The sequence below is a fragment of the Shinella sp. WSD5-1 genome, from assembly GCF_963942435.1.
In the GTDB taxonomy this organism is placed as follows: Bacteria; Pseudomonadota; Alphaproteobacteria; order Rhizobiales; family Rhizobiaceae; genus Shinella; species Shinella yambaruensis.
Genome location: NZ_OZ012596.1, coordinates 1,674,671 through 1,693,767, shown reverse-complemented (window position 1 = coordinate 1,693,767; position 19,097 = coordinate 1,674,671). Strand labels below are relative to the sequence as shown.

The 19,097-nt window shown below is 65.7% G+C and carries 22 protein-coding genes; 8 read left to right on the top strand and 14 right to left on the bottom strand.

Annotated elements, in window-relative coordinates:
- Positions 1-9: 9 nt before the first annotated feature.
- From rnhA to coxB, 11 genes are all read right to left on the bottom strand, one after another.
- Complete coding sequence (gene rnhA / locus AABQ55_RS08140; protein ID WP_244767791.1) at positions 10-456, bottom strand: ribonuclease HI; 447 nt, start codon at positions 454-456, stop codon at positions 10-12.
- Positions 453-1,418 (bottom strand): homoserine kinase, encoded by a 966-nt coding sequence (locus AABQ55_RS08135; RefSeq protein ID WP_272804662.1) that lies wholly within the window; start codon positions 1,416-1,418, stop codon positions 453-455. The genes rnhA and AABQ55_RS08135 overlap by 4 nt, the downstream gene beginning before the upstream one ends.
- Positions 1,419-1,613: 195 nt before the next feature.
- Complete coding sequence (gene ispH / locus AABQ55_RS08130; protein ID WP_064329307.1) at positions 1,614-2,615, bottom strand: 4-hydroxy-3-methylbut-2-enyl diphosphate reductase; 1,002 nt, start codon at positions 2,613-2,615, stop codon at positions 1,614-1,616.
- A gap of 93 nt (positions 2,616-2,708) precedes the next feature.
- Entirely contained in the window at positions 2,709-3,437 is a 729-nt protein-coding gene (locus AABQ55_RS08125; protein ID WP_272807411.1) for an SURF1 family protein, read from the bottom strand.
- A gap of 16 nt (positions 3,438-3,453) precedes the next feature.
- A complete protein-coding gene (locus tag AABQ55_RS08120) occupies positions 3,454-3,837 on the bottom strand; it encodes a DUF983 domain-containing protein (protein WP_064329306.1) in 384 nt (127 codons plus the stop codon).
- A gap of 296 nt (positions 3,838-4,133) precedes the next feature.
- Positions 4,134-5,012: a cytochrome c oxidase subunit 3 gene (locus AABQ55_RS08115; protein ID WP_244767795.1), complete on the bottom strand. Its 879-nt coding sequence runs from the start codon at positions 5,010-5,012 to the stop codon at positions 4,134-4,136.
- Between the two features lie 58 nt (positions 5,013-5,070).
- Positions 5,071-5,691 carry a cytochrome c oxidase assembly protein gene (locus AABQ55_RS08110; RefSeq protein WP_272804661.1) on the bottom strand — a complete coding sequence of 207 codons (621 nt, stop codon included), beginning with the start codon at positions 5,689-5,691 and terminating at the stop codon, positions 5,071-5,073.
- Positions 5,692-5,693: 2 nt separating this feature from the next.
- On the bottom strand, positions 5,694-5,834 hold the full coding sequence (locus AABQ55_RS08105; RefSeq protein ID WP_244767797.1) for a hypothetical protein: 141 nt from the start codon (positions 5,832-5,834) through the stop codon (positions 5,694-5,696).
- A complete protein-coding gene (locus tag AABQ55_RS08100; protein WP_244767798.1) occupies positions 5,834-6,778 on the bottom strand; it encodes a heme o synthase in 945 nt (314 codons plus the stop codon). The genes AABQ55_RS08105 and AABQ55_RS08100 overlap by 1 nt, the downstream gene beginning before the upstream one ends.
- A 267-nt stretch (positions 6,779-7,045) precedes the next feature.
- Positions 7,046-8,713, bottom strand: a complete 1,668-nt coding sequence (gene ctaD, locus AABQ55_RS08095) for a cytochrome c oxidase subunit I (RefSeq protein WP_244767799.1) — start codon at positions 8,711-8,713, stop codon at positions 7,046-7,048.
- Between the two features lie 19 nt (positions 8,714-8,732).
- Positions 8,733-9,617: a cytochrome c oxidase subunit II gene (coxB, locus tag AABQ55_RS08090; RefSeq protein ID WP_272804660.1), complete on the bottom strand. Its 885-nt coding sequence runs from the start codon at positions 9,615-9,617 to the stop codon at positions 8,733-8,735.
- Between the two features lie 407 nt (positions 9,618-10,024).
- Here coxB and AABQ55_RS08085 point away from each other — a divergent pair, with 407 nt between their 5' ends.
- On the top strand, positions 10,025-10,555 hold the full coding sequence (locus tag AABQ55_RS08085) for an invasion associated locus B family protein (protein ID WP_272804659.1): 531 nt from the start codon (positions 10,025-10,027) through the stop codon (positions 10,553-10,555).
- A 79-nt stretch (positions 10,556-10,634) separates the two neighbouring features.
- Positions 10,635-12,050, top strand: coding sequence for a metalloprotease TldD (gene tldD, locus AABQ55_RS08080; RefSeq protein ID WP_244767801.1), 1,416 nt, complete (start codon positions 10,635-10,637; stop codon positions 12,048-12,050).
- Positions 12,051-12,263: 213 nt separating this feature from the next.
- Here tldD and AABQ55_RS08075 read toward each other — a convergent pair whose 3' ends face one another.
- Positions 12,264-13,163 carry a LysR substrate-binding domain-containing protein gene (locus AABQ55_RS08075; protein ID WP_272804658.1) on the bottom strand — a complete coding sequence of 300 codons (900 nt, stop codon included), beginning with the start codon at positions 13,161-13,163 and terminating at the stop codon, positions 12,264-12,266.
- 100 nt (positions 13,164-13,263) lie between these two features.
- Between AABQ55_RS08075 and AABQ55_RS08070 the strand changes: the two genes are divergently transcribed.
- On the top strand, positions 13,264-13,392 hold the full coding sequence (locus AABQ55_RS08070; protein ID WP_263194278.1) for a hypothetical protein: 129 nt from the start codon (positions 13,264-13,266) through the stop codon (positions 13,390-13,392).
- Positions 13,393-13,426: 34 nt separating this feature from the next.
- A complete protein-coding gene (locus AABQ55_RS08065; RefSeq protein WP_272804657.1) occupies positions 13,427-14,482 on the top strand; it encodes a polysaccharide deacetylase family protein in 1,056 nt (351 codons plus the stop codon).
- Between the two features lie 245 nt (positions 14,483-14,727).
- On the opposite strand, the gene pdxH is transcribed toward AABQ55_RS08065, so the two are convergent.
- Positions 14,728-15,348, bottom strand: a complete 621-nt coding sequence (pdxH, locus tag AABQ55_RS08060) for a pyridoxamine 5'-phosphate oxidase (protein WP_244767804.1) — start codon at positions 15,346-15,348, stop codon at positions 14,728-14,730.
- A gap of 44 nt (positions 15,349-15,392) precedes the next feature.
- On the opposite strand from pdxH, the gene AABQ55_RS08055 reads away from it, so the two are divergent.
- From AABQ55_RS08055 to AABQ55_RS08040, 4 genes are all read left to right on the top strand, one after another.
- A complete protein-coding gene (locus tag AABQ55_RS08055) occupies positions 15,393-15,839 on the top strand; it encodes an RT0821/Lpp0805 family surface protein (protein WP_443021087.1) in 447 nt (148 codons plus the stop codon).
- 98 nt (positions 15,840-15,937) lie between these two features.
- Entirely contained in the window at positions 15,938-17,005 is a 1,068-nt protein-coding gene (locus AABQ55_RS08050; protein ID WP_272804655.1) for a DnaJ domain-containing protein, read from the top strand.
- Positions 17,006-17,137: 132 nt separating this feature from the next.
- The gene (fabI, locus tag AABQ55_RS08045; protein ID WP_272804654.1) at positions 17,138-17,956 is read left to right on the top strand and encodes an enoyl-ACP reductase FabI; all 819 of its coding nucleotides are present in this window, start codon (positions 17,138-17,140) and stop codon (positions 17,954-17,956) included.
- Between the two features lie 29 nt (positions 17,957-17,985).
- A complete protein-coding gene (locus AABQ55_RS08040) occupies positions 17,986-18,567 on the top strand; it encodes a histidine phosphatase family protein (protein WP_272804653.1) in 582 nt (193 codons plus the stop codon).
- Positions 18,568-18,741: 174 nt separating this feature from the next.
- Here AABQ55_RS08040 and AABQ55_RS08035 read toward each other — a convergent pair whose 3' ends face one another.
- Positions 18,742-19,002 carry a DUF1344 domain-containing protein gene (locus AABQ55_RS08035; protein WP_023511842.1) on the bottom strand — a complete coding sequence of 87 codons (261 nt, stop codon included), beginning with the start codon at positions 19,000-19,002 and terminating at the stop codon, positions 18,742-18,744.
- Positions 19,003-19,097 lie beyond the last annotated feature (95 nt).

The following is a 19,097-nucleotide window of genomic DNA, read 5'->3' as shown; positions in this document are numbered from 1 at the left end:
TCCTACTGCCTAACTCCTAATGCCTTTGAACGGCGCCATGCCTTGGCGCGCCAGTTCGTCGGCGCGTTCGTTCTCCGGGTGGCCGGCGTGGCCCTTGACCCAGTGCCATTCCACCTTGTGGCGCGCCCGCGCCTCGTCGAGCGCCTGCCAGAGGTCGCCGTTCTTCACCGGCTTCTTGTCGGCGGTCTTCCAGCCGTTCTTCTTCCAGCCGAAGATCCATTTCGAAATGCCGTCCATGACGTATTTCGAGTCCGTATAGAGATCGACCTCGCACGGGCTCTTCAGCGCGCCGAGCGCGGCGACGGCGGCGGAAAGCTCCATGCGGTTGTTGGTGGTCAGTGCCTCGCCGCCGAGCATCTCCTTCTCGACTTCGCCGTAGCGCAGCACCGCACCCCAGCCGCCGGGACCGGGATTGCCCGAGCAGGCGCCGTCCGTGAAGATATCGACATGCTTCATCGCGACAGACCGTATTCCGCGGCGTTGCGGATCTGGCGGTGGAAGCGCAGCTTGCGCAGATATTCCAGCGGGTCCTTCTTGACGACCAGCGCGCCCGGCGGCGTCGTCAGCCAGTCGTAGAGTCGCGTCAGGAAGAAGCGCAGGGCCGAGCCGCGCGCGAGCAGCGGCAGGGCCGCCGCCTCCTCCGGCGAAAGCGGGCGAACGCTCTCGTAGCCTTCCAGCAGCGCCATGCCCTTGGTCAGGTTGAACGCGCCGTCCTTCTCGAAGCACCAGGCATTGAGGCAGATGGAAACGTCGTAGGAGAGCAGGTCGTTGCAGGCGAAGTAGAAGTCGATGAGACCCGACAGCGTGTCGCCGATGAAGAAGACATTGTCCTGGAAGAGATCGGCATGGATGACGCCCGACGGCAGGTCCTTCGGCCAGTTCGCCTCAAGGAAGGCGAGTTCGCCGGCGATCTCGTCCTGCAGCCCCGCCTCCACCTCATCGGCGCGGTCCGCGGACTTTTCCCACAGCGGCCGCCAGCCGCCGACGGAGAGCGCATTCGCGCGGGTGAGCTCGAAGCCTTCGCCGGCCAGATGCATCTCGGCCAGCGCCCGGCCCACCTCGCGGCAATGTTTCGCCGCGGGTTTCCTCAGCCACATGCCTTCCAGGAAGGAGATCATCGCGGCGGGGCGGCCCGAGAGTTCGCCGAGCAGCGCGCCGTCACTGCGCGGCAGCGGCAACGGGCAGGACAGGCCACGTTCGGCGAGATGGTGCATCAGGCCAAGGAAGAACGGCAGGTCGTTCGGATCGACGCGCTTTTCGTAGAGCGTAAGGATGAAGGCGCCCTTGGTGGTGTGCAGCAGGAAGTTGGAATTCTCCACGCCCTCGGCGATGCCCTTGTAGGAGAGCAGCGTGCCCGCGTCATAGGCGGTGAGGAAACGGGACAGATCGTCTTCGGTGATATCGGTGTAGACGGCCACGGCGGGTCTCAGGTTTGCAGGGTGGAATCGATTGACAAACAAGCGGGTCTTTGCCCCTCACCTGCCTGCCGGCATCCTCTCCCCGCAAGCGGGGCGAGGAGCGCTGGGCGCGCCGTTTTCCTCCTTCTCCCCGCCTGCGGGGAGAAGGTCCCGGCAGGGGGATGAGGGGCAATCCACGGCAGGACCTGCACCACCCTACTCCCCATTGACAAAGGCCATGTCGGCAGGGGTGAGTTCGATGGCGCGAAGCTCGCGGTTGACGAGGAAGTGCTCGTTCTCCTCGACGGTATCGGCAAGCTCCACGACAGCATTGTAGCGCGCGCGAAAAGCCTCGATGATCTCGTTGACGATGACCTCCGGCGCCGATGCGCCGGCCGAGAGGCCGACGGTGCGAATGTCGCCGATGGTCTCCCAGTCGATCTCGGCGGCGCGCTGGACGAGCACGGATTTCGTCGCCCCGGCCCTCAGCGCCACTTCGACGAGGCGCTTGGAATTGGACGAGTTCGGCGCGCCGACGATGAGGAAGAGGTCGCAGCCGGGCGCGGCCTGCTTGACCGCCTCCTGCCGGTTGGTGGTGGCGTAGCAGATCGAATCGGCGGCCGGGGCCGTGAGGTTCGGGAAACGCTCGTGCAGGCGCTTGATGACGCCGGCCGTATCGTCCACCGAGAGCGTCGTCTGGGTGACGAAGCCGAGATTGTCCGGATCCGGCGGCACGTATCTGTCGGCGTCCTCGACGGTCTCGACCAGCGAGACGGAGCCCTCCGGCAACTGGCCCATCGTGCCGATCACCTCGGGGTGCCCGGCATGGCCGATCAGCACGACATGGCGGCCGAGGCGCTGGTGGCGCATCGCCTGCTTGTGCACCTTGGAAACCAGCGGGCAGGTCGCGTCGAGATAGAAGAGGTTGCGCGCCTCGGCATCCGCCGGCACCGATTTCGGCACGCCGTGCGCCGAAAAGACGACGGGCTGCTGGCGGTGCTCTTCCGGGATCTCGTCGAGCTCCTCGACGAAGATCGCCCCCTTGGCCTCCAGGCCCTCCACGACATAGCGGTTGTGCACGATCTCGTGGCGCACATAGACCGGCGCGCCATAGGCCTTCAGCGCCAGGACGACGATCTGGATGGCGCGGTCGACGCCGGCGCAGAAGCCGCGCGGGCCGCACAGCCTGATGGTCAAGTCCGGTCGGGTATCAATCATGCTTCTCTTGTATCCGGCAATGGTCGGGCCTTGCGCCCCATATAGGCCGGCAAGCGGCGCCGCGCCAAGAAAAAACAACCTGGTCGCGCGCTTTCAGGCCGCCTTGCGCCGCAGCACGGCGAAGAGGCCGACGCCGACCAGCGCGGCCGCGAGGCCATACCAGGTGACGGCATATTGCAGGTGGTTGTTCGGCAGGTCGAACTGGGTGACGGCGCCGATCGGCAGGCCCTTGGGGTTCGGCGCATCGCCCGCATCGACGAAGAAGGGCACGAGCCTGTCGGCCGGAATGCCGGTGCTCGACGCCATCGCGTCGAGGTCCTTCCAGTAGAAGATGTTCTTCTGCAGGTCGTTGTCGGGCACGATGGAGGACGGCTTTTCGGCAAGGCGGGCGCGGGCAAGGCCCACCACGGTCTGCTCCCCGGTGAGCTGGCCCTGCTTGCGCATTTCCGGCTCCTTCGCCTCGAAGGGCACGAAACCGCGGTTGACGAAGAGGAAGCGGCCGTCGGCGAGCTGGAGCGGCGTATAGACGTGATAGCCGGTCCGGCCGTGCCAGGTGGCGAAGAAGTGCCGCTCCCTGTTGTTGGCGAAGGTGCCGGAAACCGTGACGGGACGGTATTCGATATCCTCGCCCCGTGTCGCCATCGCCTCGATATCGGCGAGCGCCGCCGGCGCGGCGATGCGGCGCGCGGCCATGTCTGCGAGAAGCTGCTCCTTCCAGTAGAGCCGCTGGACCTGCCAGGTGCCGAGCGACAGGAGAATGGCGAGGGCGATGACGAAGGCGGTTCCCGTGAGGATCGCCTTGCCCCTGCCCTTGCGCGGCATGGCACCGGCGGGGACCTCAGCCACGGTCGATCTCGCCCGGCCGCGCATTGTTGCGGTATTGCAGGGCGATCAGCAGGCCCTTGAGGATGCGCGTCAGCCCGAGGCCGAGGACGATGACGAGCGGGATCCACAAGAGGAAATGCACCCAGAGCGGCGGGTTGACGTTCACCTCCATCCACAGCGCGGCGCCGACGACGATGAAGCCGACGATGAGCAGCACGAAGACGACCGGGCCATCGCCCGAATCGGCGAAGGAATAGTCGAGCCCGCAGCTCGCGCAGGCCGGCTTCACCTTGAGCAGGCCGTCGAACAGCTTGCCCTGGCCGCAGCGCGGGCAGCAGCCGCGCACGCCGGCGCTGAAGGGATCGACGGGGGGATAGAGTGCCTTGTCCTCGTCCATGGTCTTGTCCGTGTTTTCGCGCCCGGGCGGCGGCCGCGGGTTCATGCTTCGGGCGGCAAGGCCCTCACCTGCCTGCCGGCATCCTCTCCCCGCAAGCGGGACGAGGAGCGATGGATGCGCCGTTTTGCCCCTTCGCCGGGAGAGGGTCCCGGCAGGGGATGAGGGGCCAAACCGGCGCATACATCCCTATACCGCCCTGCCCTTGCCCCGTCCAATCGAAAGGCCGCGACAAACGGCCCCGAAACGGAAAACGGCCGCATCGCTGCGGCCGTTTCGACAAATCGAGCGAGGCTCACCTACATATGCGCGATCGGCGCGCCCCAGCCACCCCAGATGTAGATGGAGAAGAACAGGAAGAGCCAGACGACGTCGACGAAGTGCCAGTACCAGGCGGCCGCCTCGAAGCCGAAGTGCTGCTTCGGGGTGAAGTCGCCGCGCATGGCGCGGATGAGGCAGACGATCAGGAAGATCGTGCCGACCAGGACGTGGAAGCCGTGGAAGCCGGTCGCCATGAAGAAGGTCGCGCCGTAGATGGATTCCTTGAAGGCGAACGGCGCGTGGGCGTATTCGTAACCCTGGACGAAGGAGAACAGCACGCCGAGCGCGACCGTCAGCGCGAGGCCGTTGACGAGGCCCTTGCGGTCGTTGTGCAGCAGCGCGTGGTGCGCCCAGGTCACGCAGGTGCCCGAAAGCAGCAGGATGACCGTGTTGTAGAGCGGCAGGTGCCAGGGATCGAGCACTTCGATGCCCTTCGGCGGCCAGACGCCGCCGGTATGCTCGACGCGGGCGGCCTGGATGGCCTCGCCCGGGAAGAGGCTGGCGTCGAAGAAGGCCCAGAACCAGGCGACGAAGAACATCACCTCGGAGGCGATGAACATGATCATGCCGTAGCGCAGGTGCAGCGAGACGACGCGCGTGTGGTGGCCCTCATGGGCTTCCTTCACCGTATCCGCCCACCAGGCATACATGGTGTAGAGCGTGATCAGGAGGCCGATGTAGAAGATCCACGGATTGGCGAAGTTGATGCCGAACAGGCTGAAGGCACCGCCCGAAAGGTAGCGCATGTAGCCGATACCGCCAAACGCCAGGATGAAGGCGCCGATGGAGGCAAGCAACGGCCACGGGCTGGGGTCGATGATGTGGTAGTCGTGTTTCTTCTGATGCGCATCGGCCATCTGACTTATCCCCAATGTATCGCGTTCCGTTCCCGGCATAGCCGGAAACGCATGGTATTCAAAGCTTGTTCGCGTCGTCCGCCTTCGCCTCCGCAGCCGAAGCCACCGGCTTCGACGCCTCATGCGGATAGAAGGTATAGGACAGCGTGAGCGTGTGGATGCCCTTCGTCTCGACCGGCTCGACGATCGCCGGGTCGACGAAGAAGACGACGGGCATTTCGAGTTCCTCGCCCGGCTTCAGCGTCGTCTCGGTGAAGCAGAAGCACTGGACCTTGTTGAAATAGGCGCCGGCGGCCTGGGGCGTGACGTTGAACGTCGCCTGGCCGGTCGTCGGCGTCGAGGCGTTGTTGCGTGCCTTGTACAGGACCTGCACGGTCTCGCCGATCTTCAGCTCGACCTCGCGCTGCACCGGCTCGAAGCTCCAGGCGAGGCCCGGGCCGACATTGGCGTCGAAGCGCACCTTGATCGTCCTGTCGAGGATGACGTCGGAGGCCTGCTCGACGCGCTGCGTCGTGCCGCCATAGCCCGTCACCTTGCAGAACATCTCGTAGAGCGGCACGGCCGCATAGGCCATGCCGACCATGCCGATGACGAAGGAACAGCAGATGGCGACGATCGTGCCGTTGCCCAATCCGCTTTTCTCGGGCCCGCTTTTCTCGGTCTTCTGCAGCTCGCTCATCGTCAGCCTGCCATTCCGCCGGAGAACTTGACGAGGGTTATGACATAGAACAGCACGACGAGCCCCAGGAGCACCGCACCGAGCGCGATGTTCCGGCCGCGGCGCGACTTCTTCTGGCTTTCCGTGAGATTGACCGTTTCCATTACAGCACCCATCCAAGCGACGCGACCAGGTGGTCGACCATCAGGCCGGAGAAGACCGCGAACAGATAGACGATGGAGAAGGCGAAGAGCTTCTTGGCCGGCACCATCGCGCGGTCGCCTTCCGGCATGCGCAACACGCCGACAGAATACCACACGAAGCCGAGACCGAGGGCTGCGGCAAAGAGACCATAGCCGAAGCTGGCGAAACCGAGCACGGTCGGCACGACGGCGATGACGGCGGTCAGGACGGCGTAGACAAGGATCTGCACCTTCGTCGTCCACTCGCCGGCGACATTCGGCAGCATCGGCACGCCGACGGCGTCGTAGTCGCGCATCTTGAAGAGGGCGAGCGCCCAGAAATGCGCCGGGGTCCACAGGAATGTGATGAGGAAGAGAACGACGCTCTCGACGGAGACGCCGCCGGTGACGCAGGCCCAGCCGATCATCGGCGGGAAGGCGCCGGCCGCGCCGCCGATGACGATGTTCTGCGGCGTCGAGCGCTTCAGCCACATCGTGTAGATGACGGCGTAGAAGAAGATGGTGAAGGCGAGCAGGCCCGCCGAGAGCCAGTTGACCGCAAGGCCAAGGATCGCGACCGAGAAGGCGGAGAGCGTCAGGCCGAAGGCGAGCGCTTCTTCCGGGCGGATGCGGCCGGAAGGGATGGGACGCTTGGCGGTGCGGGTCATGACCGCATCGATGTCCGCGTCGTACCACATGTTGAGGGCACCGGAGGCTCCGGCGCCCACGGCGATACAGAGGATCGCGATGGCGCCGATGAGGGGATTGATCTCGCCCGGCGCGACGATAAGGCCGGCAAAGGCCGTGAAGACGACGAGCGACATGACGCGCGGCTTCAGGAGCTCGAAGAAATCACGCGGCGACGCTTCGGAGAGGTAGACCTCGCCGCCGCCCGGAACCGTTTCGTGATGCTCGATGACCGCCATGTTCTTTCCGTTCTTTTGTCCGAGAGCGATGGGCTTCGTGCCCTTCCCTCTCCTTCGTCATCCTCGGGCTTGACCCGAGGATCCATGCCACACCCTCGGGCATGCCGTGAGGGTGGCTCCTCGGGTCAAGCCCGAGGATGACGGAGGGTGGGGTGTTGGTCGTGCACGACCGCTGCTGCTGGTGTCCACGATCCCCGGCCTCCGCCGATAGTCCTGCCTTGCAAGTCAGGGAGCCGCCGTTTCCGGCCGCCCCGATGTCAAAAGATCCTACTTGATCTTCGGGAGCTGTTCCCACTGGTGGAACGGCGGCGGCGAGGAGAGCTGCCATTCCAGCGTGTTCGCGCCCTCGCCCCACGGGTTGTCACCGGCGACGCGCTTCTTGGCGAAGGCTTCGAAGACGCCGAAGAGGAAGATCACGACGGCGAAAGCCGAGATGTACGAGCCGTAGGACGACACCGCGTTCCAGCCGGCGAAGGCATCCGGGTAGTCGATGTAGCGGCGCGGCATGCCGGCAAGACCGAGGAAGTGCTGCGGGAAGAAGATCAGGTTCACGCCGACGAACATGACCCAGAAGTGCAGCTTGCCGAGGAATTCCGAGTACATGTAGCCGGTCATCTTCGGGAACCAGTAGTACCAGGCCGCGAAGATGGCGAAGACGGCGCCGAGCGACAGGACGTAGTGGAAGTGGGCAACCACGTAGTAGGTGTCGTGCAGGGCGCGGTCGAGGCCGGCATTGGCGAGCTGGACGCCCGTGACGCCGCCGACGGTGAACAGGAAGATGAAGCCGATCGCCCAGACCATCGGCGTGGTGAAGCGGATCGAGCCGCCCCACATCGTCGCGATCCACGAGAAGATCTTCACGCCCGTCGGAACCGCGATGACCATCGTGGCGAAGACGAAGTAGCGCTGCGTGTCGAGCGACATGCCGACCGTGTACATGTGGTGTGCCCACACGATGAAGCCGACGGCGCCGATGGCGACCATGGCATAGGCCATGCCGAGGTAGCCGAAGATCGGCTTGCGCGAGAAGGTGGAGACGATGTGGCTGACGATGCCGAAGCCGGGCAGGATCAGGATGTACACTTCCGGGTGACCGAAGAACCAGAACAGGTGCTGGAAGAGGATCGGGTCACCGCCGTTTTCCGGCGCGAAGAAGGCCGTGCCGAAGTTGCGGTCGGTCAGAAGCATGGTGATGCCGCCCGCCAGGACCGGCAGCGAGAGCAGCAGCAGGAAGGCGGTGATCAGCACCGACCAGGCGAAGAGCGGCATCTTGTGCAGCGTCATGCCCGGGGCGCGCATGTTGAGGATCGTCGTGATGAAGTTGATCGCGCCGAGGATCGAGGATGCGCCGGCGATGTGCAGGCCGAGGATCACGAAGTCCATGGCAGGACCCGGCTGGCCGGAGGTCGAGAACGGCGGATAGATCGTCCAGCCGCCGCCAGCGCCATAGGCGCCCGCCGGGCCTTCGACGAACATCGAGAGCAGGACCAGCAGGAAGGCCGGGATGATCAGCCAGAAGGAGATGTTGTTCATGCGCGGGAAGGCCATGTCCGGCGCGCCGATCATGATCGGCACCATCCAGTTGGCGAAGCCGCCGATGAGCGCGGGCATGACCATGAAGAAGATCATGATGAGCGCATGCGCCGTCGTGAAGACGTTGAACATGTGCTTGCCGCCGTCGATGGCGGCATCGCCCTCGAAGCCGTAGACCATCTGGGCGAGACCGTGGAAGATCTGGATGCCCGGCTCCTGCAGTTCCATGCGCATCACCACCGACAGCGTACCGCCGATGATGCCCGCACAGATCGCGAAGATCAGGTAGAGGGTGCCGATGTCCTTGTGGTTGGTCGACAGGAACCAACGCTGGAAGAAGGTGAGCGGCTTGTGTTCGTGGTGATCGTGGTGATCGCCGTGGGCAGCGGATGTTCCGGCCATGGTCTCGACTCCCTTGGAATTACTGCGCGGCGTTGGCGGCGACGTTGACGGACTTCGCCGCACCGTCGACCGACGCCATCAGGGCTTTGTTTGCATCGCCGAGATTCGTCGCGGCGGCGGCAAGCCACGTATCGTACTTCTCCTGCGAGACGACGCGGATGGCGATCGGCATGTACGCATGGTCCTTGCCGCACAGCTCGGAACACTGGCCGTAGAACAGGCCTTCACGATCGGCCTTGAACCAGGTTTCGTTGAGGCGGCCCGGCACGGCGTCGATCTTCACGCCGAAGGAGGGCATCGCGAAGGCGTGGATCACGTCGGCAGCGGTGACGAGGAGACGGACATGCTTGCCGACGGGAACGACGACCTCGTTGTCGACGGCGAGAAGGCGCGGATAGACGCCCTTGTCTTCCTTGCCGGCGGCGGCGCGATCGCCTTCCTGGAGCAGGATGCTGTCGAAGGAGAGCGGGCTTTCGCCGACCTGGTATTCATAACCCCAGTACCACTGGTAGCCGGTGGCCTTGATCGTCAGTTCCGGCTCTTCCGTGGGGGCGAGCTGCTTGGTGAGGAGCTGGAAGGAGGGAACGGCGAGGAAGAGGAGAACGATGACCGGGCCGAGCGTCCAGACGACCTCGATCGCCGTGTTGTGGCTGGTCTTGGACGGGACCGGGTTGGCGCCTTCGCGGAACTTCACGACGACGACGACGAGCAGCGCGAGAACGAACAGGGTGATCGGGACGATGAACCACAGTGTGTACTGCTCGAACCAGCGGATCTCTTCCATGATCGAGGTCGCAGCGGGCTGGAGGCCCTTCTGCCAGTCGAACGGCTGATCAGCGAAAGCGGTGGAAGCAAAGAGCAGACAGCCGATCGCGGCCAGAACTGCAAAAGCTTTGTTTTTCACAACGTATCTCCCCAAGGCGTTTGATCGGGATCAAACAGACGCGCAGAATCCCTGCTATACTGAGTGCTTAAAACCACAGTTTCATGCTCGCCGCAACAGCCATGGGGGACACCCCGTGCGGCATTTTTGCGCAAAAGCAAAAGCATGGCCCCGCTCCCCACAGTTTCTTCACAATCCTCTATAGCATGAAAGGTTTGGCTGCGCCGATCCCGCCGCACGCCCCCTCGCCCGGCCTCGTCCGCCTGCCTGCGGCGCCCCGCCCGCCCCGCGCAAGGCCCCTATTATAATGAGTGGGCGGGCCGTCCAATTTCCGCCTTCAATCAATTGGAAATGAGCGCCCGGGGCTTTTCATTTCGCCGCCGCCCCTTCAAAGATAGGCCCGACTGATTCGAGATTCCGAGGTTTTCATGGGTTTTGCTCCCCTTTCCCGGCTGTCCCGCGCGGCACTTGGCCTTGCCGCGCTCGGGTTCGGCGCTCTCGCGCTTCCCTCCCTTTCGGCAGCCCAGCAGCCCGGCACGGTGAAATCGAACCATGGCGCCTGGTCGATCGTCTGCGACCAGCCGGCCGGCGCCTCCGGCGAACAGTGCGCGCTGATGCAGAACGTGCTGGCCGAGGACCGGCCCGAGCTCGGCCTCTCCGTCGTCGTGCTGAAGACCGCCGACCGCAAGGCGAAGATCCTGCGCGTGCTCGCACCGCTCGGCGTGCTCCTGCCGAACGGCCTCGGCCTCAATGTCGACGGCAAGGATATCGGCCGCGCCTATTTCGTGCGCTGCTTCTCGGACGGCTGCTATGCCGAGGTCGTGCTGGAGGACGAGCTGCTGAAGACCTTCCGCTCCGGCGCGACGGCGACCTTCATCGTCTTCCAGTCGCCCGAGGAAGGCATCGGCATCCCCGTCGACCTCAAGGGTTTCGGCGAAGGCTACGACGCGCTGCCGTAAGCCCGCTCCCGGGCGGGCTTGCCGCCCGCCCACCGGGGACTTACATGAGCCCCAAGTCCATTGCTTGCGGAGCCTCCCCATGAACACCGACCTCCTCTCCCTCTTCGACGCCGACGAGGCGTCCGTGCAGGCGGTGCTGAAGGAGGCGCTCGATAGTGCCGACGATGGCGAGCTCTTCCTCGAGCATGCCCAGGCCGAATCCCTCTCCTTCGACAATGGCCGCCTCAAGGGCGGCAGCTTCAACACCGACCAGGGCTTCGGCCTTCGGGCCGTCGCCGGCGAGGCGGTGGGCTATGCACATTCCGGCGAGATGACGCTTGCGGCGCTGAAGCGCGCGGCCGATGCGGCGGGCGCCGTCACGCGCGGCTATTCCGGCGACTATGCCGCCGCGCCGCAGGGCACCAATCGCCAGCTCTATACGCCCGACAACCCGATCGGTGCGCCGAGCTTCGAGCAGAAGGTCGCCCTCCTCACCGAGATCGACGCCTACCTGCGCGCCAAGGACCCGAAGGTGCGGCAGGTGACGGCCTCGATCGCCGCGAGCTGGCAGGTCGTCAACATCCTGCGCGCCGACGGGCACCGCGTCACCGACATCCGCCCGATGACCCGCGTCAACATCTCCGTCGTCGCCGGGCAAGGCGACCGGCAGGAGACCGGCAGCTACGGCATTGGCGGGCGCACCACCTTCGACGCGTTCCTCACCGAGGAGAGCTGGCGTTTCGGCGCGGACGAGGCGCTGCGCCAGGCGCTGGTCAATCTGGAAGCCGTTGAGGCGCCGGCGGGCACGATGGACGTGGTGCTCTCCTCCGGCTGGCCGGGCGTCATGCTGCACGAGGCCGTCGGCCACGGGCTGGAAGGGGATTTCAACCGCAAGAAGACCTCGGCCTTCGCCGGGCTGATGGGCGAGCAGGTCGCCGCCCGGGGCGTCACCGTCGTCGACGACGGCACGATCGACAACCGCCGCGGCTCGATCACCGTCGACGACGAGGGCACGCCGTCGGCCTATAACGTGCTGATCGAGGACGGCAAGCTGGTCGGCTACATGCAGGACCGGCAGAATGCCCGCCTGATGGGCATGAAGGCGACCGGCAACGGCCGCCGGCAGGGTTACGCCCACCGGCCCATGCCGCGCATGACCAACACCTACATGCTTTCCGGCGACAGGACGCCGGAAGAGATCATCGCCTCCGTGAAGAACGGCCTCTATGCCGTCTCCTTCGGCGGCGGGCAGGTGGACATCACCTCCGGAAAATTCGTCTTCGGCTGCACGGAAGCCTATCTCATCGAGAACGGCAAGGTGACGGCGCCGGTCAAGGGCGCCATGCTGATCGGCAACGGGCCGGACGCCATGCGCCGCGTCTCGATGGTCGGCAACGACACGAAGCTCGATACCGGCATCGGCAATTGCGGCAAGGCCGGCCAGTGGGTCCCGGTCGGCGTCGGCCAGCCGCATCTGCGCATGGACCAAGTGACGGTCGGCGGCACCAAGGCCTGATCCCGCAAGCTCCCTGGCGCTCCGCAGCCCCTCATCCGCCTGCCGGCAGCTTCTCCCCGCAAGCGGGAGGGCAATCATATCTGACGAGGCGTCCCCCCTCTGGCCGGCAGGCCAGAGGGGGGACGCAACATGCCGCCCTGCTTGATGCGATTGCCTTCCCACAGACGGAAAGAAGGTCGCGGCAGCGGGATGAGGGGCAGCCGGACCTCGGCCTCAAGAACCGCCAGAGACGGCAAAGCGCTGCAACAGCCATTGCCGAAAGGCGCGGGCCTCCGGGGAGAGGCGCTTGAAATCGCGGGCGACGAGCCAGTAGGCGCCGTAGCGGATCGAGATGTCGAAGAGCTGCACGAGACGCCCTTCGGCGATGTCCTCGGCCGCGAAGGCGCGGTCGACCAGCGCGATGCCGTGGCCGCGCAGCGCCGCCTGCAGCACGAGATTGCCTTCGGTGAAGATCTGCGCCCGCCCGGGCGGCACATCCGGCAGGCCGGCGGCGGCGAACCAGCGCTGCCAGGCGCTGCGGTTCTCCTCGTGCAGCAGCGTATAGGCGAGGATATCGGCCGGGACGCGCAGCGGCGCGCCCTCCGCCATCAGGCAGGGCATGATCACGGGCACCAGCTCCACGTCCGCCAGATGCTCGGCCGCAACGCGCGGCCAGGCCCTGGCATCCATGCCGTGCCGGATGGCGATTTCCGCCTCGTGCGTGCGGAACTCGATGAGCCGCATGTCCGATTCGACCACGACGTCGATCTCGGGGTGGTCCGCATGGAAATCGTCGAGATGCGGCACGAGCCAGCTTGCCGCGAAGGAAGGCTCGGAGCTGATCTCCAGCAGCCCGCCGCCGCGCCGGCCGCGGATCTCCGACAGGCTCGCATCCATTGCGTCGAAGGCGCGCGACAGGACGTCGAGCAGCGCCTCGCCGGCGGAGGTGAGGCGCACGCTGCGATGGCGGCGCTCGAAGAGCGGCTTGCCGAGCTCGGCCTCCAGCTCCTTGACCTGCCGGCTCACCGCGGCCTGCGAGACGAGCAGTTCCTCGGCCGCCAGCGTGAAGCTGCCGAGCCGGCCCGCCGCCTCGAAACTCCTGAGCGCCGTCAGCGGCAGCCGTCCGCGTTTCATCGCATAACCTCAAGTCATCCGAAATCGACGATAAACTCGTTTGAGCCGAAGGGGCAAGCGGGCGGACACTCCGTGCAGACCGAAAGCACGGAGAACGACGATGTTCGACCCCATCACCCGCATCTTCATGGATGTCATCCGCATCCTCACCTTCCAGACCGGGCGGCCGGCGCCGCCGCGCCACAGGAAAGCCGTTGTTAACCACTCGGATACCGACCGGGTGCGATAACGGCCGCGAGAGACGAAGGGACAACGAAGACGACATGCCGATCCGCAGTGTCATGCGACAGGGACTGAGGCGCGCCGTAATCACCGGCGGGCTGGAGTTCGCGCACCTGGCCGAACGCGTCGGGCTGATGGCGTCCGCCCGCGGCATGGGCGCGATCTTCACGCTGCACCATGTGCGGCCGAAGACGCCGCAGGCCTTCGATCCGAATGCGCATCTGGAGGTCACGCCGGAATTTCTCGATGCGGCGATCGAATACCTCATGGAAGAAGGCTACCAGTTCGTGGCGCTGGCCGACATGCCGGCGCGGCTCGCCATCGCGCGGGCTGGCGAGCGCTTCGCCGCCTTCACGCTGGATGACGGCTACCGCAACAATGCGGTCCATGCCCAGCCGGTCTTCACGCGGCACAAGGTGCCGTTCACCGTCTTCGTCTCGCCGGGCTTCACCTGCAAGACCCACGGCATCTGGTGGGAGACGCTGACGGAACTTCTGCGCACCGCGCCCCATCTGGAATTCGATTTCGGCTCCGGCGCGATCGCCATGCCGCTTGCCACGCCCTTCCAGAAACAGGCCGCCTATGCCCGGCTCGCCCGCTTCATCCAGGCAGAGATGGAGGAGGCGGCAGCGATCGAGCGCCTCGATGCGGCGGCAAGGGCCCATGGCATCGATCCGCTGATGATCACCGAACGGCTCGTCATGCGCGAGCCGGAGCTGAAGAGCCTCGTCGTCAACCCCCTTGCCTCGATCGGCGCCCATACGGTGAGCCACCGCGCCCTCGCGCGACTCGGCGACGAGGAGGCGCGCCACGAGATGGACCAGTCGGCCGCGCGCATCGCCGCCATCGTCGGCCACCGGCCGGACACGCTCGCCTACCCCTATGGTGACCGCGCCGCCGTCTCGCCGCGCGAGCACAAGCTTGCAAGGGACCTCGGCTTCCACGTCGCCGTCACCACGGATCCGGGCACGCTTTCCGCCCGCTCCTTCGACGCGCCGACGACCCTGCCCCGCATCTCGCTGAACGGGCACTACCAGAAGCCGAAATATGTCGGCGCGCTGGCCTCGGGCATTCCCTTTCGGCTGATGCGACGCTGAGCTATGGCCTCAGGCGGCGACGTGTTGTCCGTCGCACGTTCGGGAAACCGCTCCATGCTGCGCCCCCTCTGGCCTGCCGGCCATCCCCCCTCAAGGGGGGAGATCAGCAAGACGCGGGGCATTGCCTTTTCCGCAGCGTTTGTGATGGGCGAGACGGTTCTCCATCCAATCTCCCCCCTTGAGGGGGAGATGGCCGGCAGGCCAGAGGGGGGTATGCCGCCATAGAACACGACGGTCCCGAATTCTCAAGGATACATCCTGACCTTCGTCCAGCCGGCGCCGTCCTCGGTGCGGCGGAATTCCACACGGTCGTGCAGGCGGAAGGGGCGGTCGTGCCAGAATTCGATCGAGACGGGCCTGATGCGGAAGCCGGACCAGTGCGGCGGGCGGGGGATCTCGCCGATGGCGTAGCGGGCCGTGTATTCGGCGACGGCCTTTTCCAGCGCAAAGCGGCCTTCCAGCGGGCGCGACTGCTTCGACGCCCAGGCGCCGATGCGGCTGCCGCGCGGGCGCGAGGCATAATATTCGTCGGCCTCGGCATCGGTGACGATCTCCACCTCGCCGCGGATGCGCACCTGACGGCGCAGGGACTTCCAGTGGAAGCACATGGCGGCCTTGCGCGCGCCAAGGATCTCCACGCCCTTCCGGCTCTCGAAATTCGTGTAGAAGACGAAGCCCCGCGCATCGAACCCCTTGAGCAGCACCATGCGCACATTCGGCAGGCCCGCCTCGTCGACGGTGGCGAGCGCCACCGCGTTCGGGTCGTTCGGCTCGGTCTTCCCCGCCTCCTCCAGCCATGCGCCGAAGAGGGAATAGGGTTCGTTTTCCTCGGTGAAGTCACCGCTTGTTAACGCATTTTCGCTCATATTCGATTCAATGCCGATCTATTGGCTGCATGAGGCAGGTTGGAGTGGACGTCATAGCAAAGTCGCGAGCGCAGACAAAGCCATACGGGGCACATTGCCTTGCGGTTGTTGTCGTGACCCTGTGCGGCGCCTCTCTCTCGGGCTGCATGGGCGGTCTCGACCTCTTCGACGGCGGCAAGGTGGATGCCATGCGCACCAGTTCCGTGCCCGCCGGCACGGAGCGGCTGACCGACGAGATCACCGTGCGCAATGCCGTCTCCTCCGCCGATCTTGCGCGCATCGGCGGCAGCCCCGTTCCCTGGGCGAACTCCGCCTCGGGCAGCGCCGGCGTCATCAGCAGCATTGCGGAAAACCGCGACAATGCCGGGCGGCCCTGCCGCGATTTCGTGACGACGCGCCATTCCTACCAGGGCATCGCCAACTATTCCGGCCGGACCTGCCTTGCCAGTTCCGGCGAATGGCTGCTGCTCGCCTTCGACCTGCAGGGTTGAGGGCGCGCGATCTTTGCGATTTCTCAACTCTGACCCGTAACGAGTGATTAGGACGTTCATCGCTATCATGGCGGGCAAAACGGCAACGGGTGGAAGTTATGCGTGACCCCTATTCGGTGCTCGGTGTGAAGCGGAACGCCGGGCAGGAGGAAATCAAGGCTGCCTGGCGCTCGCTGGCGAAGGCCGTGCATCCCGACCAGAATCACGACGATCCCAACGCCACCGTGCGCTTCACCGAGGCCGGCCGGGCCTACGACATCCTGCGCGATCCCGACAAGCGCAGCCGCTATGACCGCCAGCAGCGCGAGGCCGAACTGCGCCGCATGGAGCAGATGCGCCGCCAGCAGGCCGAGCGCAAGGCGAAGAGCGAGGCGCCGCCGCGCATGTCGAACGAGGATGCCGAGGACATGATCGCCCGCATCTTCGGCGTCGATTCGCGCGGCCAGCCGGCGGAGGCCAAGGCACAGGCCCAATCCCAGGCGCAGCCTCGCCCACAGGCACAGGCGCAGGCACAGGCGACCGCCGCCCCCGCCCAGGACGCCCGCAAGGCGACCGACGAGCCGGACGCGGAGAAGGCGGCACCAGGCCGCGGCGTCGCCCCGGCGTCCAACCTCATCTCCGCCATCATCCGCCGCATCCGCGGCAGCCGCGCCAAGGTGGAAACGGCGCCCGACTTCGTCGCAGACGTCGCCGTCAGCGTCGAGGACATCCTCAACAAGGTGCGCCCGACCGTCGAGACGCCGGACGGCCAGACGCTGCGCGTGCCGGTCGGCGCCGGGTCGACCGACGGCCAGGTGATCCGCCTCAAGGAGGCCGGACACCGTATCGAGGGCATGAGGCGCGGCGATGCCGTCCTTACCCTGCGCGTTATTCCCGGCCGCTTCCGGGTCGACGGTTTCGACCTCAAGGTCGACCTGCCGGTGACGATCGAGAATGCCGTGCTCGGCTGCGAGACGACCGTCGAGGGCCCGCTCGGCCCCCTCCCCGTGACGGTTCCGGCCTGGTCGGGCTCCGACCAGCAGATCCGCATTCCCGGCGAGGGCCTCGTCATGGAGAACGGCGAGCGGGGCGAACTCGTCGCCGAAATCCGCCTCCTCCTGTGGGAAAAGCCGGACGACAAGATGATCGACCTGATGCGCAGCCTGCGCGAAGGGCTCTATCTTTAAGCGCTTCGTGACGCTTTCGTAAAACATGCACCCATTGTTACGTGTGCTAACAGTTCCTGAACCCCCGCGCGCTTGAACGCCATTGCCGCCTATGCCATAGGCAAACCTGACTTACGTATCAGGGGGCAAACCATGGTTCAGGCATCTGGTCTGATGAAGGGCAAGCGCGGCGTCATCATGGGCGTCGCCAACAACCGTTCCATCGCCTGGGGCATCGCCAAGGCTATCCACGCACAGGGTGGCGAGATCGCCCTCACCTACCAGGGCGATGCGCTGAAGAAGCGCGTCGAGCCGCTGGCCGCCGAAATCGGCGCGGTGCTGGCCGGCGATTGCGACGTCTCCGACGAGGCGTCGATCGACGCCGTCTTCGCGAACATCGAGAAGACCTGGGGCAAGATCGACTTCCTCGTGCACGCCATCGGCTTTTCCGACAAGGACGAACTGACCGGCCGCTACGTCGACACGACGCCGGCGAACTTCGCCAAGACCATGCAGATCTCGGTCTATTCCTTCACCTCCGTCGCCCGCCGCGCCGAGAAGCTGATGACCGACGGCGGCTCGATGCTGACGCTGACCTATTACGGCGCGGAAAAGGTCATGCCGAACTACAATGTCATGGGCGTCGCCAAGGCCGCGCTGGAGGCGAGCGTGAAGTATCTCGCCGTCGACCTCGGCCCGAAGAACATCCGCGTCAACGCCATTTCGGCCGGCCCGATCAAGACGCTCGCGGCCTCCGGCATCGGCGACTTCCGCTACATCCTCAAATGGAACGAGTACAACGCGCCGCTGCGCCGGACCGTCACCATCGAGGAGGTGGGCGATGTCGGCCTCTACATGCTCTCCGATCTTTCGCGCTCGGTGACCGGCGAGACCCATCATGCGGACAGCGGCTATCATGTCGTCGGCATGAAGGCCGTCGATGCGCCGGACATCTCCGTCGTCAAGGACTGATACAGGCCTTTCTCCCGAGGTTTCCCGCCTTGCTCATCTACATGATCCGCCACGGCCAGACCGCGTGGAATGCGGAGGGCAGGCTGCAGGGCCAGAAGGACATCCCGCTGAACGAGACCGGCCGCCGCCAGGCGGCCGGCAACGGCGCCGCCCTCAAGGGCATTCTCGGCAAGAAGGCCGGCGATTTCGATTTCGTCGCAAGCCCGCTCGGGCGCACACGCGAGACCATGGAAATCCTGCGCCGCGCCATGGGGCTCGATCCGCTGGCCTACCGCACCGATGCCCGCCTCGTCGAAGTCTCCTTCGGCGACTGGGAGGGCCATACGCTGCCCGAACTGATGGCCGAAACACCGGGGCGGGTCGAGGAGCGCAGCCGCGCGAAATGGAACTTCATTCCGCCGGGCGAAGCGGCGGAAAGCTACGAGATCCTCTCCTGGCGCGTCGCTTCATGGCTTGCCGACGTGCGCGAGCCGACCGTCTGCGTCAGCCATGGCGGCGTTTTCCGCGCGGCCTTCCGCCTCAACGGCATGGACGAGGAGGAGGCGGCCAACACGCCGATCCACCAGGACCGCGTGCTGCGCATCGACGCGACGGGAATGCACTGGCTCTGAGGAGCGAAGGCTCCTAACCTGCCTGCCGGCATCCTCTCCCCGCAAGCGGGGCGAGGAGCGATGGGCTCGCCGTCTTCCTGCATTCAGCCCATTTCCGGAGGAAGGAACGGCACGGCATTCCGCTTCTCCCCGCCCGCGGGGAGAAGGTCCCGGCAGGGGATAAGGGGTGGCCCTCTACTGGATGATCTCCAGATCGTTGATGACGCGCTTGCCGTCGACTTCGGTGTAGAAGACCAGCACCTTCACGCCCGGCTCCAGGCCTTCGAAGTTGAACTCCTCCGGCGCCTGGTACTTCTTCCCGTCGTCCAGCGAGAGGCTGAGATTCGTCGTGTCGACATTCGTGATCACGGCCTCCACGTCGGCGCTTTCGGCCGAAGCGGCGAGCGGCGAGAGAAAAACGGCCGTGGCCATCAGCGCGGCGATCAGAAAGCGCATCTTGCGAACCTCAGGGAATGAATCAGTCTTTTTGCTGGCCATGTCAGATGCCCCCCAAATATGGCGAAATTCGCCCGCCCCCGCGCGCGTCACGA

Coding starts and splice junctions, on each gene's coding strand:
- AABQ55_RS08105 (WP_244767797.1), bottom strand. CDS start 5,834: ATGGAAACGGTCAATCTCACGGAAAGCCAGAAGAAGTCGCGCCGCGGC.
- AABQ55_RS08100 (WP_244767798.1), bottom strand. CDS start 6,778: ATGGCGGTCATCGAGCATCACGAAACGGTTCCGGGCGGCGGCGAGGTC.
- tldD (WP_244767801.1), top strand. CDS start 10,635: ATGAACACCGACCTCCTCTCCCTCTTCGACGCCGACGAGGCGTCCGTG.
- AABQ55_RS08115 (WP_244767795.1), bottom strand. CDS start 5,012: ATGGCCGATGCGCATCAGAAGAAACACGACTACCACATCATCGACCCC.
- pdxH (WP_244767804.1), bottom strand. CDS start 15,348: ATGAGCGAAAATGCGTTAACAAGCGGTGACTTCACCGAGGAAAACGAA.
- ctaD (WP_244767799.1), bottom strand. CDS start 8,713: ATGGCCGGAACATCCGCTGCCCACGGCGATCACCACGATCACCACGAA.
- AABQ55_RS08065 (WP_272804657.1), top strand. CDS start 13,427: ATGCCGATCCGCAGTGTCATGCGACAGGGACTGAGGCGCGCCGTAATC.
- fabI (WP_272804654.1), top strand. CDS start 17,138: ATGGTTCAGGCATCTGGTCTGATGAAGGGCAAGCGCGGCGTCATCATG.
- AABQ55_RS08035 (WP_023511842.1), bottom strand. CDS start 19,002: ATGCGCTTTCTGATCGCCGCGCTGATGGCCACGGCCGTTTTTCTCTCG.
- AABQ55_RS08110 (WP_272804661.1), bottom strand. CDS start 5,691: ATGAGCGAGCTGCAGAAGACCGAGAAAAGCGGGCCCGAGAAAAGCGGA.
- rnhA (WP_244767791.1), bottom strand. CDS start 456: ATGAAGCATGTCGATATCTTCACGGACGGCGCCTGCTCGGGCAATCCC.
- AABQ55_RS08085 (WP_272804659.1), top strand. CDS start 10,025: ATGGGTTTTGCTCCCCTTTCCCGGCTGTCCCGCGCGGCACTTGGCCTT.
- AABQ55_RS08120 (WP_064329306.1), bottom strand. CDS start 3,837: ATGGACGAGGACAAGGCACTCTATCCCCCCGTCGATCCCTTCAGCGCC.
- ispH (WP_064329307.1), bottom strand. CDS start 2,615: ATGATTGATACCCGACCGGACTTGACCATCAGGCTGTGCGGCCCGCGC.
- AABQ55_RS08050 (WP_272804655.1), top strand. CDS start 15,938: ATGCGTGACCCCTATTCGGTGCTCGGTGTGAAGCGGAACGCCGGGCAG.
- AABQ55_RS08125 (WP_272807411.1), bottom strand. CDS start 3,437: ATGCCGCGCAAGGGCAGGGGCAAGGCGATCCTCACGGGAACCGCCTTC.
- AABQ55_RS08075 (WP_272804658.1), bottom strand. CDS start 13,163: ATGAAACGCGGACGGCTGCCGCTGACGGCGCTCAGGAGTTTCGAGGCG.
- AABQ55_RS08070 (WP_263194278.1), top strand. CDS start 13,264: ATGTTCGACCCCATCACCCGCATCTTCATGGATGTCATCCGCATCCTC.